Raw genomic sequence first — 16,722 nt, 5'->3', positions numbered from 1 at the left:
CGTCGCCCGACCGCCTCGACATCCACGCGAGCGTGATGCTACCCGTGGCTCGGCATCAGCGATTCCCGGGATCCCCGGATGCACACGAAAGCGACGATCGCCGCCACGACGAGCGCCCCGGAGGCAACGGTGAAGACGAGCCCGTACCCGCTCGCGAGCGCGGTTGCAGCACCGGCACCGCCCGACACCGCGGCCGATGTGGCAGAGGCCGCGACGAGCGCGAAGAGGGAGAGCCCGACCGACCCGCCCAGTTGCATCGACGCGTTCACCGTGGCCGAAGCCGCACCGGCGTCGGCCGGGGCAACTCCGATGAGGGCGAGGTTCTGCAGCGGCACGAACGTGATGCCGATGCCGGCGCCGAGCAGGATGAGGCCCGGGAGCATCTGCGTCGCGTAGTCGCCGTCGGCGGTGATCCGTCCGAGCCAGAGCATCCCCGCTGCCGCGAGGAGCGGCCCGCCCACCATGAGCGGCCGTGGGCCGACCGCGGCGAGCACCCGCGTGAAGACGGGCACCACCACGAGGGTCGCCACCGTCATCACGACGGTGGCTGCGCCGGCCATCAGCGGCGCCATGCCGAGCACGAGCTGCAGGTGCAGTGTCATGTAGAGGGTGCTGCCGATGAGCACACTCCCGATGATCGCCTGGATCACGTAGGCGCCCGCGCGCACTCGATGGCGCAAGACTCGGAGCGGCAACAGGGGCTGCGCGACGCGGGACTCGATCCAGACGAAGAGCCCGAGGAGCACGATCCCACCCAGCAGGCAACCGAGCGTATCGACGCGCAGCCAGCCGCCCTCCGCAAGGGTGAAGCCGTAGACGAGCGTGCCGAAGCCGAGGGTCACGGTGACGGCGCCCCAGACGTCCAGGCGGCCCCGCCCCGGTGCCCGGCTCTCCTGCAGCACCAGCGCCCCGACCAGCACGGCGATCGCAACGAAGACCAGATTCACGAGAAGGCACCAGCGCCAGCTGGCGAACTCGGTGAGGAGCCCGCCGAGCAGCAGCCCGACCGCCGCACCGCTGCCGGCCACCGCGCCGTAGACGGCGAATGCGGTGTTCCGGTCGCGCCCGAACGGGAAGGTCACGGTGAGCAGTGCGAGGGCGGCGGGCGCGAGCAGCGCCGCGAAGAGTCCTTGGAGTCCGCGCGCGACGATGAGCTCGGTGGCTCCCTGCGCGAGCCCACCGTACAGGGAGGCCGCGCCGAACCCGACCATGCCGACGAGGAACGCGCGCTTGCGGCCCCAGTAGTCGGCGATGCGCCCGCCGAGCAGCAGGAGCGCTCCGAAGACGAGCGCGTAGGCCGTGACCACCCACTGCCGTTCGCCGTCGCTCAGCCCGAGATCCTGCTGCGCCTTCGGGAGCGCCACGTTCACGATCGTGCCGTCGAGCACCACGACGAGCTGGGTGAGCGCGATCACCGCGAGCGCCCACCACCTGCGCGACGTCGACGGAGCGGGCGCCGGTCCGGATTCGGAGCCGGATGCCGGTGCGACGGGAATCGTCGCGGTGTCGTTCGGGATGGTCACGGTGCCTCCTTCAGGCATTGGATAATGCTGAAGGTTTCAAGCCTCGGATCGACAGCGGGAGCAGGGCTCCGGCCGGACGGACCACCCCACGATCGTCCGCGGGCAGATCTCCGAGTATATCAAAACGGGCCCACCGCCGAAGCGATGGGCCCGTCCGTCGAGCGGTGTCCTACTCGGCGTTGCCCGGCGTTGCCGCCGTCGAGGCGACCGCGGCCGCGGCCGACGCCGAGGTCTCGCCGTGCGCCTTCTCGGCGTCGCGGTTCGTCTCGAAGGTGAACTCGCCGTCGGCGAAGTCGACCTTCACGAGGTCGCCGGCCAGCAGTTCGGCACCCAGGATCCGCTCGGAGAGGCGATCCTCGATCTCGCGCTGGATCGCGCGACGCAGCGGCCGCGCCCCCAGCGTCGGGTCGTACCCGATCTCGGAGAGCCGCTCGCGGGCCGCGGGCGAGACCTCGATGTGCATGTCGCGGTCGAGCAGACGATCCTTGAGCTGCTTCACGAAGAGATCGACGATCTGGAGCAGTTCCGGCTTCGACAGCTGCGGGAACACGATCGTGTCATCGACACGGTTCAGGAACTCGGGCTTGAAGTGCTTCTTGAGCTCCTCCGTCACCTTGCCCTTCATCATGTCGTAGCCGATCTGGCTGTCGCCCTCGATCTGGAACCCGACCGGGCCGCCCGCGATGGACGCGGAGCCGAGGTTGGTCGTCATGATGATGACGGTGTTCTTGAAGTCGACCACGCGGCCCTGGCCGTCGGTGAGACGCCCCTCTTCGAGGATCTGCAGCAGCGAGTTGAAGATGTCCGGGTGGGCCTTCTCGATCTCGTCGAACAGCACCACGGAGAACGGCTTGCGGCGCACCTTCTCGGTGAGCTGACCGCCCTCCTCGAATCCGACGAACCCGGGAGGGGCGCCGAAGAGTCGCGACACCGTGTGCTTCTCGCCGTACTCCGACATGTCGAGGGAGATCAGGGCACCCTCGTCGTCGAACAGGAACTCGGCGAGCGCCTTGGCGAGCTCGGTCTTGCCGACGCCCGTGGGGCCGGCGAAGATGAACGAGCCCGACGGACGCTTCGGGTCCTTGAGGCCGGCGCGCTGGCGACGGATGGTCTTCGCGAGCGCCGAGATGGCTTCGTTCTGACCGATGACGCGCTGGTGCAGCGCCTCCTCCATGAACCGGAGACGGCTGGTCTCCTCTTCGGTGAGCTTGAAGACGGGGATCCCGGTGGCCTGCGCGAGCACCTCGGCGATCAGACCCTCGTCGACCTCGGCGTTCGTGGTGACGTCACCCGCGCGCCACTGCTTCTCGAGCCGCAGCCGTTCGGCGATGAGCTTCTTCTCCTCGTCGCGCTTGTTCGCGGCCGCCTCGAAGTCCTGCTGCTCGATCGCCTGCTCCTTGTCGGCGCGGACGACGGCGATCTTCTCGTCGAACTCGCGCAGCTCGGGCGGGCTCGACAGGATCGAGAGCCGGAGCCGCGCGCCGGCCTCGTCGATCAGGTCGATCGCCTTGTCCGGGAGGAAACGATCTTGCACGTAGCGATCCGCGAGGTTCACCGCGGCGACGATCGCACCGTCGGTGATCGACACCTTGTGGTGCGCCTCGTAGCGGTCGCGCAGCCCCTTCAGGATGTTGATGGAGTGCGGCAGCGACGGCTCGGCGACCTGGATCGACTGGAACCGGCGCTCGAGCGCGGCGTCCTTCTCGAAGTGCTTGCGGTACTCGTCGAGCGTCGTGGCGCCGATCGTCTGCAGCTCGCCGCGGGCGAGCATCGGCTTCAGGATGTTCGCCGCGTCGATGGCGCCCTCGGCCGCACCGGCGCCCACGAGCGTGTGGATCTCATCGATGAAGATGATGATGTCGCCGCGGTTGCGGATCTCCTTGGTGACCTTCTTCAGGCGCTCCTCGAAGTCGCCGCGGTAGCGGCTGCCGGCGATCATGGAGCCGAGGTCGAGCACGTACACCTGCTTGTCCTTCAGCGTCTCCGGCACCTCGTTCTTGATGATTGCCTGCGCGAGACCCTCGACGACGGCGGTCTTGCCGACGCCGGGCTCGCCGATCAGCACGGGGTTGTTCTTCGTGCGACGCGAGAGGATCTGCATGACCCGCTCGACCTCTTTCTCGCGCCCGATGACGGGATCGAGCTTGCCCTCGCGCGCGGCCTGGGTCAGGTTGCGGCCGAACTGGTCGAGCACCTGCGATCCCTTGGCCTCGCCGCCCGTCTCCGGGGCGCCGACGGTCGCGCTCTCCTTGCCGGCCTGGTAGCCGGAGAGGAGCTGGATCACGGTCTGACGCACGCGGTTGAGATCGGCGCCGAGCTTCACGAGCACCTGCGCCGCGACACCCTCGCCCTCGCGGATGAGGCCGAGCAGGATGTGCTCGGTGCCGATGTAGTTGTGGCCGAGCTGCAGGGCCTCGCGGAGGCTGAGCTCGAGCACCTTCTTGGCGCGCGGGGTGAACGGGATGTGACCGGCCGGCGGCTGCTGCCCGGTGCCGATGATGTCGGTCACCTGCGCGCGCACGGCGTCGAGCGAGATCTCGAGCTGCTCGAGCGCCTTGGCCGCCACACCCTCACCCTCGTGGATGAGGCCGAGCAGAATGTGCTCGGTCCCGATGTAGTTGTGATTGAGCATCTTCGCCTCTTCTTGGGCGAGGACGACGACGCGACGAGCACGGTCGGTGAATCTCTCGAACATCTCTCTACCTCCCTGCGGTTCCCGTTGCACGGTGGGATACCGCCGATGAAGCAAGGCTACGGGGTGATCCCGGATCGCGGGGCCGTGTTCGCCGCAGGCGTGACACGCAGCGACTCTGTGGGGCACGCGGATCGGGCGAGCACCCGCGTCCCCCACCGATTCGCCACGGACCGGCCACCTCGCGTTCACCGATCCCGCCTATCGTGTTCGCATGCCCGCACCGGACCTCGACGCCCGCCCCGATCTCTCCACCGCGTCGGCCTCGATCCCCTCGGGGTCCGCTCTCGCCGTGATCCGCGCGCTCGCCGGCGGCCTCGGGCCCAGCGAGGGAGCCGTCGCCCGCGTAATGCTGGAGCGCGCCGACGAGGTGCCGCAGTGGTCGACCCAGGATCTCGCCGCCGCCGCGGGCACCTCGACGGCGACGGTGATCCGGGCCTGCCAGCGGCTCGGATTCCGCGGCTTCCAGCACGTCCGCCTCGAGCTCGCCCGTGAGCCCGCGCCGACCGCGCCGCACGAGGGTTCCGCGGGCGACATCGTCGACCGGGTGTTCGAGAGCGCCCGGGTCGCGCTGCTCGTCGGCCGGCAGACCGTCGACCGCGACGCGCTCACGCGCGCCGCGGGCGCCCTCGCCGGCGCGCGTCGTGTGGTGTGCACCGCCAACGGATTCTCGGCTCCCCCGCTCCAAGACGCGGCGATGCGGTTCTCGACCGTGGGCAGACCCGTCGAGGCTCCGCTCGATATCCTCGCCCAGCAGTTCGCCGCGCACAGCGTGACCGGTGACGACGTCTGCCTGGCTCTGAGCCACTCGGGAGCGAACGCGCACACTCTCGCCACCGTTCGCGCGGCCGCACGACGCGGCGCCCGGGTCATCACGGTGGGGAGCTACGCGCGATCCCCCTCGCGGACCTCGCCGACATCGCGCTCTGCACCGGCGCCATCGGCACCGAGCACACGGTGGATCCCTTCTTCAGCCGGCTCGGTCACTCCGTGCTCCTGCAGGCGCTCGTCACCGAGGTCGCGCGGCGCACCGAGCCCGCCGACACGCTCGAGATGCGAGAAGTCGTGGCCGACGCACTCGCCGAACCGACCGCATAAACCACCTCTGATCGGGAGATCTCGCGAGGTTATCCCGACCGTCACCCGCGATCCCCTCGCCGTTCACGAACCCGACACCCGGTCCCGAGATGCTGCTCTTGTAACCGCATTTCACGCTCGATGTAATGGGCGGCAATCGACAGGAGCTCTCCGCAGTGCACGTCATCTCGCTCGACGACAGCTACAACACCCGAGGCGTCGGCTCCGCGGCTCGACCCTGGGTCGTGCGGTCCGCGGCACTCGACACGCTCACCCCCGATGGTGAACGGCTGCTCCGTGATCTGGGTGTCGGCCTCGTGATCGATCTGCGCGAGCCCGACGAGCACGGGCCGCGCTCCCACGGCATTCCCGTGCGCTCCGCACCGCTCTACGGGCAGGCGCCGCCGAGCTCGGGATCGCTCGAGACGATCTACGCCGGGCTCGTGACCGAGCGTGCGGCGCGACTCACCGCCGCGGTCGTGGCGATCGCCGAACATCCCGGCGTCGCTCTCGTGCACTGCACGGCGGGCAAGGACCGCACCGGGCTCGTCATCGCCCTCGCGCGTCTGGCCGCGGGCGACGACCGGACGGCGGTCGTCGCCGACTACGCGAGGTCGGGCGAGACCGTGCGGCCGGTCCGCTCGGCGATCGCCGCCGCGCAGCTCGACGCCCTCGCCCTGTCCGCGGCGGAGCGCGCCGCGGCCGAGCGCCTGCACCTCGACAGCCCGGCCGAAGCGCTGGAGTCGGCGCTCGACCTGATCGATTCGTTCGGGGGCGTCGCGTCGTACCTCCTCGCGCACGGCGCCGAGTCGCACCATCTCACGGCGCTGCAGCAGCGCGCGGCGGGATCCCGAGCCGCCTGCCCCGCAGCACTGGCCGCGGAGCCCGTCGCGTGAGCCGGGATACGGGCCGCTTCACGGTGCTGCACCTGAGCGACGTGCACGCGACCGACTCCGGCCTCCTGTACGACGCGGTCGACGGAGTGGGGCGCATCGAGCGCGTGGGCGACTACGCGAGCGCGGCAGGCATCACGCCGGAAGCGGTCGTGATCACGGGCGACCTCATCGAACGCGGGCACACAGGCGCCTACGCGGCGGTGGGTGCGGCGTGCCGCCGGCTGGAGGAGCGGCTCGGGGTGCCCGTGCTCACCGTTCTGGGCAACCACGACGATCCCATCGCGGCCCGCACCCTGCCCAGTCACGCGTCCGGCCACTTCGGCGCCCATCACGTCGACGGCACCCGCGTCATCAGACTCGACTCTCACCGTCGCACCGTCGACGCGGCGCAACTCGAGTGGCTCGCGGACGAGCTCGCGATTCCCGCGCAGGCCGGCACCATCGTCGCACTGCACCACGCCCCGATCGCGTCCCCGCTCCCCACGCTGCGACGCCAGGGCCTCGCGAACGCCGACGCGCTGCTCGACGTCCTCGCCGGCACCGACGTGCGCGCGATCCTCGCCGGGCACTACCACCACAGCCTCTCTGCCTCCGTTCAGGGCATCCCCGTGTTCGTCGGTCCGTCGCTCGCCTACCACCAGGTGATGGACGCGGGCCCGGACGCGGTCGCCGGTCACGATTCCCCCATGTTCTCGCTCGTGCAGTTCACGAGCGCAGGTGTCAGCGCGTCGACCATCGCCCTGCACTCCCCCGAGCCTCTCTTCACACAACCCATCAGCAGCACCGCACAGAAAGTGACTCATGTCTCGTAACCGCACCACCGGCGTCATCGCCGCCTTCGCCCTCTCGGCCCTCGCACTCACCGGCTGCGCCACCTCGGCCGACGCCGCGGGATCCGACGCGGCCGACACCGCCGAGGCCTCCACCATCACGCTCTACACGTCGGAGCCGCAGGAGAAGATCGACGCGGTCATCGCCGCATTCAACGCGCACCACCCCGCAATCACCGTCGACGTGTTCCGCGCCGGCACCGGCGACCTCACCGCGCGAATCGCGACCGAGGAGAAGGCCGGCGACATCGGCGCCGACCTGCTGCTCGCGGCGGACGCCGGCACCTTCGAGGACTACGCCGAGCGCGACCTGCTCCTTGAGTACGCATCTCCCGAGGCCGAAGCGATCCAGCAGGATCTCATCGACCCCGAGCACTTCTACGTCGGCACACGCCTCATCCCCACCGTCATCGCGGTGAACACCAACGTCATCACCGATGCACCCACGTCGTGGCAGGATCTCACGGACGCGCAGTACGCGGGCAAGATCGCCATGCCGAATCCGGACGTCTCCGGCGCCGCGGCCTACAACGCCGCAGTCTGGCTCGATGACGCCTCGCTCGGCACGACCTGGCTCGAGGGCCTCGCCGCCAACCAGCCGCTGATCGCCGAGAGCAACGGCCCCGTCTCGCAGGCCGTCGCCGACGGCAGCAGCCCGGTCGGGATCGTCGTCGACTCGCTGGTGCGCGACCTCGCCGCCGCGGGTTCGCCGATCGAGGCGATCTACCCGAGCGAGGGCGTGCCCTTCGTCTCGCAGCCGGTCGGCATCTTCGCGAACACGGACGAGGCCGAGGCGTCAAAGCTCTTCGTCGACTTCCTCATCAGCCAGGAGGGCCAGGAGATCGCCGCGTCGCAGTCGTACCTGCCGATCCGGTCCGACGTCGACAGCCCCGAGGGCGCACCTGCCATCGCCGACATCGACTTCCTGAACCCCGACCTCGAGACCATCCGCGCCTCGCAGGCCGACGCCGTCGAGACCTTCAATGCCCTCTTCCAGTAGCACTCTGGAGCGCAGCTCCGCGGGTCCGGTCGACCTCGATCGGGCCCGCGGGCCGCGCTCCGGCGCCCGCACCCTCGACGGCTTCTCCGCCGCGCGCCTCGCCCTGTGGTGCGCGGTCGCCGCACTGATCCTGGTGCCGATCATCGCCATCGTTGTGCTCGCAATCAGTGGCGGCGGATGGACGGCGCTCGGTGATCCCGATGTGCTCACCGCCACCGGCAACTCGCTCGTCTCCGCAAGCGTGTCGGGTGCGCTCGCGGTCGTCGTCGGCACCGCCCTGGCGCTGCTCCTCGAGCGCACCGATCTGCCCGGTCGCCGCGCACTGCGGCTGCTGGCGCTCAGCCCCATGCTCATGCCGCCTTTCGTGGGGGCGATCGCGTGGCTGAGCCTCCTCGGACCGTCCTCGGCCGTCAACACCTTCTGGGCGACCCGCTTCGGCGGTCCGCTGTGGAATCTCTACGGCGGCGACGGCGTCGTCTTCCTGCTCACGCTGCACAGCTATCCCATCGCCATGATGATCGTGACAGCCGCGCTGCGGCGCGTGCCCGCCGACCTCGAGCAGGCGGCGCGCATCGCCGGGTCCTCCGCTCCGCGCGCGCTCTGGGAGGTCACCACACCGCTACTGCGGCCCGCCATGCTCTCCTCGTTCACCCTCATCGCGGTGTCGAACCTCGCCGACTTCGGGATCCCGTCCATCATCGGACTCCCCGAGCGCTACGTCACACTGTCGACGCTGGTCTATCGCTACCTGCAGTCGGGCACGGTCGAGGACCCACTCGCGGTGGTCGCCGCCATCGGATTCGTGCTGCTCGCAATCGCGCTCGTCGGGGTGGTCGTGGACCTGCTCCGCGCCCGGACCCGCGTGGAGCTCGACGCGCAGGCCGGGCCCCCCGCGCTGCTGCCGCTCGGGCGTGCCCGCATCCCCGCGGCCGTCGTCACCGCACTCGCCGTCCTGGCCGTCACGGTGCTCCCGCTCATCACGCTCGCGATCCAATCGCTGCTGCCGGCCCCCGGGGTGCCATTCACTCCGGAGACCGTGACGCTCGCCAGCTTCGAGCGCGCGCTGTCGGCATCCGGCACCCTCCAGGGCATCGGCAACTCGCTGATGCTGGCGACGCTCGCGGCGCTCGGCTGCGGTGTGCTCGGGCTCGGGATCGGCACCTTCGTGACGCGCACCCGCGCTCGTGGCAACGCGGCCCTGCTCAGCCTGTCGCTGCTGCCCCAGGCCATCCCGGGCCTCGTCATCGCCGTCGCGTGGCTCGTGATCGCCCCGCGTATCGGCCTGTACAACACGCCCTGGATCATCCTGTGCGCGTACCTCACGTCGTTCCTCGCGCTGGTCGTACAGTCAGTGCACGCGCCGCTCTCCGCGACCCCGACCACCGCCGAAGAGGCCGCGCGGGTGTCGGGCGCCTCTCGGCTGCGAGCGCTGTGGGACATCTCGTGCCGGATGGCGGTTCCCGCGGCGATCTCCGGTGCGATCCTCGTCGGGCTGACCGCCGTGCGCGAGCTCACCCTCTCCGTACTGCTGCTCTCCCCAGGATCGCAGACCCTCGGCGTCGTCATCTTCAATCTGCAGCAGGCGGGCGCCTACAACGCCTCGTCTGCACTCTCCCTCATCGTCGCGGTGGTCGGCCTCGCCGGACTCGGCCTCACCGCCCGCACCCAGCGTTAGGACTCCCCATGTCATCCGTCACCCTCGACTCCGTCAGTCTCGCCTACCCCGGCGGCCAGCTCGGCCTCGCCGACGTCGATCTCACGATCGCCGACGGCGAGTTCATCGCGCTCGTCGGGCCCTCGGGCTCGGGCAAGACCACGCTGCTCCGCACCGTCGCCGGGTTCGTCGCGCCGACGGCGGGACGCGTGCGCATCGGCGACGCCGTCGTGTCGGAGCCCGGACGCAGCGTCGAGCCGGAGCGCCGCGGTCTCGGCATGGTGTTCCAGCAGCACGCGGTGTGGCCGCACTGGAACGTCGGCCGCAACATCGCCTACCCGCTGCGGCGCGCGGGGGTCGCACGAGCCGAGCGCGCTCGCCGGGTCGCGGAGGCGCTCGAGCTCGTCGGGCTCCCCGGCGCCGAGCGCCGCGATCCCGCGACGCTGTCGGGCGGGCAGCGGCAGCGGGTCGCCATCGCGCGAGCCATCGTGGCCCGGCCGCGCGTCCTGCTGCTCGACGAGGCGCTCTCCGCACTCGACGAGCCGTTGCGGGATCGCCTCCGGCTCGAACTCCGCGCGCTCACCCGCAGCCTCGGACTCACCGTGCTGCACGTGACGCACGACCGCAGTGAGGCGCTGGCGCTGGCCGATCGTGTGGTCGTCCTCGACGGCGGACGGGTCCAGCAGGTCGGCGCACCCGCCGATCTGCTGGATCGCCCGGCATCACCGTTCGTGGCCCGATTCATCTCAGATGCGACGGTGCTTCCCGGTCGGCTCGACCGGGCCGGTTTCCACGCCGACGGACACCCGATCAGCATCGCAGCGGACCGCCTCAGCGCGAGTGGGCACGACCCGGCGCGGACGGGCGCCGGCGGCCCCGCCGACCGAGCCGCCGTCGATCTCCTCGCCGAGATGGCCGACGAGGTCGACGTCGCCGTGCAACCGGAGCACGTTCGCGTCGTCCCGGATCCCATGGGCCCGGCCACCGTGACCTCGTCGTTCTTCGGCCGCGGCGGCGACGAGCTCGTCGTGAGGTGGGGCGACCTGCAGCTGCGATCCCGCATGGGAAGCCTGCGCTGCGCGGTCGGCACCCGCGTGCGCGTCGAGATCGAGCGCGCCGCCCTCTTCAGCTCGGCGACCGATCGCACGGCGGCGCCAGGGGACGCGTTGTCGGCACGGCTTCCCTGCGTGTCACAGCTCGGCGTGCGCAGCGGGGCCGTGAGGCGACCGGCTAGCGTAGGAGCATGAGCGACCCCGCACGTCCCGCACGCATCGCACGCCCCGCAGCATCCATCGTCGTGGTGCGACACGGTGAGACGGACTGGAACATCGGGCGCCGCATCCAGGGGCGGACCGACATCCCGCTGAACGAGCGCGGCCGCGCGCAGGCCGGCGAGATCGCCGAGCTGCTCGCCGACTCGGGTCCGTGGTCGCGGGTGCTCGCCTCGCCGCTCGATCGCGCCCGCACCACCGGCAGCATCATCGCCGAGCATCTCGGACTGCCGCACCCCGAGGTCGTCGCGGACCTCATCGAGCGCGACTTCGGTTCGGCCGAGGGGGTGCTCGTGGACGACGCTTCGGCCCGGTGGCCGGGTCTCGAGGTCGACGATGCGGAGGGGCTCGACGCACTCGCGCGGCGCGGCGCGGACGCCTTCGCGCGCGCACTGCGGGACGCGCCCGGGTCGATCGTGGTCGCGCACGGCGCGCTGATCCGCTCCGCCCTGACCCGGCTCGGCGGCGCCCCGGCGCCCCGGATCCTGAACGGCGAGGCATGGCTGATCAGCGAGCGCGATTCGGCGGCCGACTCGGCGACCGGCGTGACGACCGGCGTGACGACCGGCTCGACTGCCGGCTCGACGAACGGTTTGACGGAGGGCCGGATCTCGATCAGCCGGCTCGGGACCCCGGCGATGCAGCACGCCGTCTGAGCGGATCCCTCCCCCCCTCCCTCCCACTGCACTCTCCTTTCGACTTCCCACGGCACTCTCCTTCCCCCCCCCTTCCCCTTCCCTTCTCCTTTCCCATTCCCATTCCCCTCTTCCTTTCCCCCCTTCCCCTTCCCCTCTTCCTTTCCCCTCCCCCTGAACTCTCCTTTCCCCATCCCCCTCCCCTTTCCTATCCGCCCTCATGCAGAGATCTGCACTCCTGCTGAGGAAACCCGTCGGCCCGGTCAGCAGGAGTGCAGATCGCTGCATGGGACGCGGTCGCCGCGCGTCCCAGCCCCCAGCCCCCCCCCCGAGTGCACCGCGTCCTTCCGCGTGAGTCCCCGCCTGCCGAGTGCACCTCGTCCCGCATTCTTCGTGCACAGATGTCGCAGTGCGCAGTCAACGCGGTTGTATCCACGGGTACTTCGGGTCGAGACCACCGCTCCCGGCATCCGCGCATGCTGGAGGCATGGATTCACGCACCGCACTCTCCCGCAGCCGCGGGATCGCGCGCTCCGCTGCGCTCGCAGAGCTCGGCGTGTCCCGTCACGCGATCGACCGCGGTCTCGCTGCCGGCCTCCTGGTGCGTCCGCGTCGGGGGTGGATCGCACTGCCCGGCACCGACCCCGAGTTGCTCTCCGCAGCGGAGCATGGCGCCATTCTCAGTTGCATCACGCAAGCGCGCCGGCTCGGGCTCTGGGTGCACCGCGAGGATCGACCCCATCTAGGATCTCGCACCCCGGTGACGCACACCTCGGCGCCGGGGTGCAAGATCCACTGGGGAACCCCACTATTGCCGCGCGATCCTCACGTCCTCGAAGACTCTCTGGAGAACGTGCTCGGCTACGTCGCCGCCTGCCAGCCCTGGGAGTCGGCGCTCGCGATCTGGGAGTCGGCGCTCAACAAACGCCTGACGACCCTGAGCCGACTGGCGCGCCTCCCTTACACGGGGTCGGCACGACGGCTGATCCAGGCGAGCACGCCGTTCTCGGACTCGGGCGTCGAGAGCATCTTCCGCACGAGATTACGATGGCTTCGGATCCGGATCGTGTCTCAGGCGTGGATCGATGGCCATCGGGTCGATTTCCTGATCGGAGAGCGTCTCGTCGTGCAGATCGACGGAGGAACGCACGTCGGACCACAGCGCACCTCGGACAATCAGCACGATGCCAGACTGCATCTCAACGGGTACCACGTCATCCGCGTCGGCACCTGGCAGGTGTTGGAAGACTGGCCCGCGGTGCAGTCCTCCGTCATGTCCGCGATCGCGCAGGGTTTTCATCTCGGGTCGCGGCCATGAGCGGCCCCGGGATTGAAGCAGAGATCTGCGCTCCTGCTGAGAATCTTCGTCGATCTGATCAGCAGGAATGCAGATGTCTGCCGGAAGGCCGGGTGCTGCGGTTGGACGGCCGTGCGCGGCCGCCGGCACGCCGCGCGCCCCTCCGACCGAAGGCCGGGCGCTGCAGCCGCAGGCAGCCGCAGGCAGCCGCAGGCAGCCGCAGACCCCGCGCGCCCCCGCCTAGCTCTGCGGCTGCGAGGGGTTCGCCGGCGCCTGCGGCTCGATGGGCTCGATCACGACGGCGGTGCCGTAAGCGCAGAACTCGGTGAAGTTGCCGATCGATCCGGAGTCGAATCGCATGGCGATGACGGCGTTCGCACCACGGGACTGCGCCTCGCCCCACATGCGCGTCATGACCTCCCAGCGGGACTCGTAGATCACCTTCGTGTACTCCGGCATCTCGCCGCCGCCGAGCGACCGGAAGCCGGCGGTGAAGTTCTGCCCGAAGTTCGCGGAGCGCACGGTGAGGCCCATGACCTCGCCGAGCACCTGGGTGATGCGGTATCCGGGGACGTCGTTCGTCGTGACTGCAAACATGCTGGTGCCTTCTTCCTGGTCGTCCGACGGGAGGATCGGCCCGCCGCCGTGCGGTGCCGCAGCACCGCACCTCACAACCTACCGCTCACCCCGGTGCAGTGCCCAGGACGCGGTTTCGAACGCACGAACCGTCCAGAACAGCTTCTCGGCGTCCTGCGGCGTCGGCCAGCTCGAGACCTTCACCCCGACCACACCCGTCACCCGGTTCATGTAGATCATCTGACCGTGGATCCCGAGCGCGAGCATCACGTCCGAGCTCTCCCCCGGGAACCAGAAGCCGTTGCGGTACATCCCGCCGGGCATGAGGGTCGGCTCGAGGGCATTCGCGAAGGCCTCGCGCGAATCCGGGCCCCCGGCATAGGTGTCCTCCACCCACCACTCCGGCAGCACGGCTGCCCCGTCGAGGGCGGCTCCGCCGGACACGAAGAGGTGGCCGAATCGGGCGAGATCCCGCATCGCCGCCGAGACACCCCCGTCGAACATGCCGGCCCCGACCGAATCGACGCCCACGTGCGCGTCGAACTCGGCCCCCATGGGCTGCCACAGACGCTGGGACATCACATCGGCAGGATGCTGCCCGGAGGCGCCCTGGATCACAAAACCGAGCGCGTCGGTCTCGCAGGACTTGTAGTCGAAGGCCCCGCCGTGCGGGCGATCCTGCCCCAGGGTGGCGAGGAAGCCGAGGAGCGAGTCGGGCACCTCGGGGTGCCGCTTCGTCGCCCAGCCGATGGCCTCCTCGAGCAGGCGCACCTCCGCGTCGGCGTTGAGGTACTCCTCCGAGAAGCGCACGCCGGTGCGCATGTCGACGAGGTGTCGCACGAGCGCTCCGGTGTAGCCCGAGCCGGCGAGCTCCGGAACGTAGTCGGTGACGGGGCGCTCGAGATCCAGCTCCCCGCTCGCGGCGAGCAGCCCGGCCGTCGTCGCGGTGAGCGACTTCGAGACGGACATGAGCAGGTGCACGGTGCTCGGCGTCAGCGCCCCGAGGTACTGCTCGCCCACGATCGTGCCGCGGTGCGCCACGAGCCATCCATCGGTGTGGGTCGACTGCATCACCTCCGCGAACGTCGCCGAGCGCTCCTCCCAGGGGTGCGCCACGGGCAGCGACTCGAGCTCCGTCGGGCGGTGCGCGAACTCGGTGACGCGCACCCCCCGGTGGATCGGGTGGACCGGCAGGAAGCTCTGGATATTCTGCATCGACCACTCCAGGTACGGGGCGACCTGCCACTGGTCCAGCGTCGGGATCTCGAATCCCGCAGTCGTGCCCGTGCCGTATCCGCTCTCGAACGTCATCCGATCAGTATCCCACGCCACCTACTTGCCCTTCGCGGGGGCCGGTCTCGGCGCGGGCTCCTCCCCGTCGATCGGCGTCACCGCGTACATGCCGCGAATGGCATCAACGAGGTACTTCGCGTGCAGGGTCAGCCCGCCGTGGCTCGCCTCGAGGTGCGCCTTCGTGACCAGGATCCCGAGATCCGCGCCCTTCCAGCGATAATCGCCCTCGCGATAGATCCGGAGGAAGAACGCCTCCGCCTCCGTCGTGAGCAGGTGCCAGTCGAGATCGCCGTGACTGTACACGAGGTTGCCGAAGTGGTCGAGCACGTAGCGGCCCGTGAGCGGAGCGGAATCGATGCGCTCGACCGTGTCGGCCGTGTGCTTGATCACCATGTGGCTCCACTCGTCCTCCGAGGCGAGCTCCTCCCAGCGCCGGTTGATCTCGTCGATGTCGACCTCGAAGTCGATGCCGGAGTACTCGAGCAGGTGGAACGCAAAGAGCGGCACGTCGGCGTAGGCGCCGGCGGTGACGTTGGTGATGGCCGAGGCCCCACTCACCCGGGGATTGAGCTCGCCGAGGTAAACGTCGCCGGTGTCGGTGTCGAGCAGCACATCGACCTCGAAGAAGCCGCGGTACCCCTCCTTCCCGAGACGGTCGCCGAGCTTGCGCACCAGTTGCACCGCGGCGTGCCGGCTCTCGTCGTCGAGCACGGTCGGGAACATCTCGTTGCCGGCCCACCCACCGCGGTATGGCGTGAGGTCCGCGTGCCCCGTGATCTCCGTCATGCACGGGCCCACGATGGTGCCGTGCCGCGTCTGCACCGCCTCGATCGCGATCGGGCGGTTGTTGATCCGCTTCATCACCTTGATCTCTTCGCCCACGACCTCATCGGCGATCGCGGCGAACTCGGCCTCACTGGTCACGAACCAGGTAGTCTTGCCCGAGTCGCCGTACGCGGTCTGGATCACAAGATCCTGTCCGAGCTTCGCGCGATCCGTCACCGCGACGAGCTCGGCCCAGTCGGCCACCCGGGTGAGGATGTTCGGCACGCTCGGCACGCCGACGGAGTCCGCGATCTGGGTCGTGACGATCTTCGAATCGAGACGCTCGCGGAGTGCGTGACTCGGCATGATCAGGTCGTAATCGAGTTCCTCGCAGATGCGCTCGGTCTCCTCGTCGAAGAACACCATGACCACCTGGGGCCGCTTGCCCGGAGGCGTGCGGCGCTCGATGTGCGCCCGCACCTCGTGGTTGCGAAGCAGCCAGTTGTTGATGTCTTCCCCGCTCTCGAACTCGATGTACGGCCGCTCGGTCGGGCTGAAGACCCGCGGATGCGTGCCGTCCCAGCTGTCGTAGTAGGAGATGTAGGAGAAGCCGCGGACCCAGCGGTCAAGGCCCAGGAGATTGAACGCGGTCGCGCCGACGAAGAAGACTGGGGTATCGCTGGTCCGGAGGTAGTGCCGGATCTCGGAGATGTTCTTGAGCTTGGTGAAGCCGCTGCGGCCGATGGTTACCGGACCGGTGCTCGGCGCCTTCCGCGGACGCTTCCCGCGCAACAGCCCCTTCTTCGGGGCCGGGGCGGGCGCCGGGACCGCGGCCGGTGCCGCTGCTGCCGGCGCTGCTTCCGCCGGCTGTGTCGCGGCCTTCCGGGCCGAGGCCCTCCGGACCGCGGGCTTCTTCGCAGCCGCGGCGCTCTTCGCCGCCGCGCTCTTCGCCGCCGCGCTCTCCCCCGACCCGGGTTTCTTCGCGGCCGCCGGTTTCTTCGCAGCCGCAGGCCGCTTCGATGCCGCGGGCGTCGTCGCCGCGGGATCCTTTCCTAGGGACTCGCTCTGAGCCGGTGATGCGGTGGACGGGGAAGCAGTCTGACGCGCCATTGCGTTTCCTTCCGACGAATTCGGTACAGGAATCGTTGCACGATCCTCGTCGGATTCCAAAACGAGAATCCGGTGCTCGGAGCGGCCGCGCGGCACCCGATTC

At 69.9% G+C, this 16,722-nt stretch carries 14 protein-coding genes and 1 pseudogene; 10 read left to right on the top strand and 5 right to left on the bottom strand.

The window, feature by feature from the left end; genetic code table 11:
- Positions 1-38: 38 nt before the first annotated feature.
- Together MUN76_RS13810 and MUN76_RS13805 are read right to left on the bottom strand one after the other, a co-directional pair.
- Complete coding sequence (locus MUN76_RS13810; protein WP_244685451.1) at positions 39-1,523, bottom strand: MFS transporter; 1,485 nt, start codon at positions 1,521-1,523, stop codon at positions 39-41.
- A 169-nt stretch (positions 1,524-1,692) separates the two neighbouring features.
- Positions 1,693-4,218: an ATP-dependent Clp protease ATP-binding subunit gene (locus MUN76_RS13805; RefSeq protein WP_244685449.1), complete on the bottom strand. Its 2,526-nt coding sequence runs from the start codon at positions 4,216-4,218 to the stop codon at positions 1,693-1,695.
- Between the two features lie 211 nt (positions 4,219-4,429).
- Between MUN76_RS13805 and MUN76_RS13800 the strand changes: the two are divergent.
- The 9 genes and pseudogenes from MUN76_RS13800 to MUN76_RS13760 all read left to right on the top strand — a co-directional run.
- Positions 4,430-4,657: pseudogene (locus tag MUN76_RS13800) on the top strand (hypothetical protein); the annotation flags it as partial.
- A 515-nt stretch (positions 4,658-5,172) separates the two neighbouring features.
- Positions 5,173-5,313 carry a hypothetical protein gene (locus tag MUN76_RS13795; RefSeq protein WP_244688821.1) on the top strand — a complete coding sequence of 47 codons (141 nt, stop codon included), beginning with the start codon at positions 5,173-5,175 and terminating at the stop codon, positions 5,311-5,313.
- A gap of 125 nt (positions 5,314-5,438) precedes the next feature.
- A complete protein-coding gene (locus MUN76_RS13790; RefSeq protein WP_244685447.1) occupies positions 5,439-6,188 on the top strand; it encodes a tyrosine-protein phosphatase in 750 nt (249 codons plus the stop codon).
- Positions 6,185-7,000: a metallophosphoesterase family protein gene (locus MUN76_RS13785; RefSeq protein ID WP_244685445.1), complete on the top strand. Its 816-nt coding sequence runs from the start codon at positions 6,185-6,187 to the stop codon at positions 6,998-7,000. Before MUN76_RS13790 ends, MUN76_RS13785 begins: the two co-directional genes overlap by 4 nt.
- Positions 6,990-8,018 carry an ABC transporter substrate-binding protein gene (locus MUN76_RS13780; protein WP_244685443.1) on the top strand — a complete coding sequence of 343 codons (1,029 nt, stop codon included), beginning with the start codon at positions 6,990-6,992 and terminating at the stop codon, positions 8,016-8,018. The genes MUN76_RS13785 and MUN76_RS13780 overlap by 11 nt, the downstream gene beginning before the upstream one ends.
- Positions 8,002-9,693, top strand: coding sequence for an ABC transporter permease (locus MUN76_RS13775; RefSeq protein WP_244685442.1), 1,692 nt, complete (start codon positions 8,002-8,004; stop codon positions 9,691-9,693). The genes MUN76_RS13780 and MUN76_RS13775 overlap by 17 nt, the downstream gene beginning before the upstream one ends.
- 8 nt (positions 9,694-9,701) lie before the next feature.
- Positions 9,702-10,919: an ABC transporter ATP-binding protein gene (locus MUN76_RS13770; protein ID WP_244685440.1), complete on the top strand. Its 1,218-nt coding sequence runs from the start codon at positions 9,702-9,704 to the stop codon at positions 10,917-10,919.
- Positions 10,916-11,599 (top strand): histidine phosphatase family protein, encoded by a 684-nt coding sequence (locus MUN76_RS13765; RefSeq protein WP_244685438.1) that lies wholly within the window; start codon positions 10,916-10,918, stop codon positions 11,597-11,599. The genes MUN76_RS13770 and MUN76_RS13765 overlap by 4 nt, the downstream gene beginning before the upstream one ends.
- Before the next feature lie 466 nt (positions 11,600-12,065).
- Positions 12,066-12,896: a DUF559 domain-containing protein gene (locus MUN76_RS13760; protein ID WP_244685436.1), complete on the top strand. Its 831-nt coding sequence runs from the start codon at positions 12,066-12,068 to the stop codon at positions 12,894-12,896.
- A 219-nt stretch (positions 12,897-13,115) separates the two neighbouring features.
- On the opposite strand, the gene MUN76_RS13755 is transcribed toward MUN76_RS13760, so the two are convergent.
- The 3 genes from MUN76_RS13755 to MUN76_RS13745 all read right to left on the bottom strand — a co-directional run bounded on the left by MUN76_RS13755 (position 13,116) and on the right by MUN76_RS13745 (position 16,301).
- A complete protein-coding gene (locus MUN76_RS13755) occupies positions 13,116-13,472 on the bottom strand; it encodes a YbjQ family protein (protein WP_244685434.1) in 357 nt (118 codons plus the stop codon).
- A gap of 78 nt (positions 13,473-13,550) precedes the next feature.
- Positions 13,551-14,762 carry a serine hydrolase domain-containing protein gene (locus MUN76_RS13750; protein WP_244685432.1) on the bottom strand — a complete coding sequence of 404 codons (1,212 nt, stop codon included), beginning with the start codon at positions 14,760-14,762 and terminating at the stop codon, positions 13,551-13,553.
- A gap of 21 nt (positions 14,763-14,783) precedes the next feature.
- On the bottom strand, positions 14,784-16,301 hold the full coding sequence (locus MUN76_RS13745; protein ID WP_244685430.1) for an ATP-binding protein: 1,518 nt from the start codon (positions 16,299-16,301) through the stop codon (positions 14,784-14,786).
- Between MUN76_RS13745 and MUN76_RS13740 the strand changes: the two genes are divergently transcribed.
- Positions 16,252-16,578, top strand: coding sequence for a hypothetical protein (locus MUN76_RS13740; protein WP_244685429.1), 327 nt, complete (start codon positions 16,252-16,254; stop codon positions 16,576-16,578). The two genes, MUN76_RS13745 and MUN76_RS13740, sit on opposite strands and share 50 nt — an antisense overlap.
- The last annotated feature ends 144 nt before the right edge of the window (positions 16,579-16,722 follow it).

Source organism: Leucobacter rhizosphaerae, assembly GCF_022919175.1.
Lineage (GTDB): Bacteria > Actinomycetota > Actinomycetes > Actinomycetales > Microbacteriaceae > Leucobacter > Leucobacter rhizosphaerae.
Note: the sequence above shows the minus strand (reverse complement) of the source record. Positions and strands in the feature narration are given on the sequence as shown.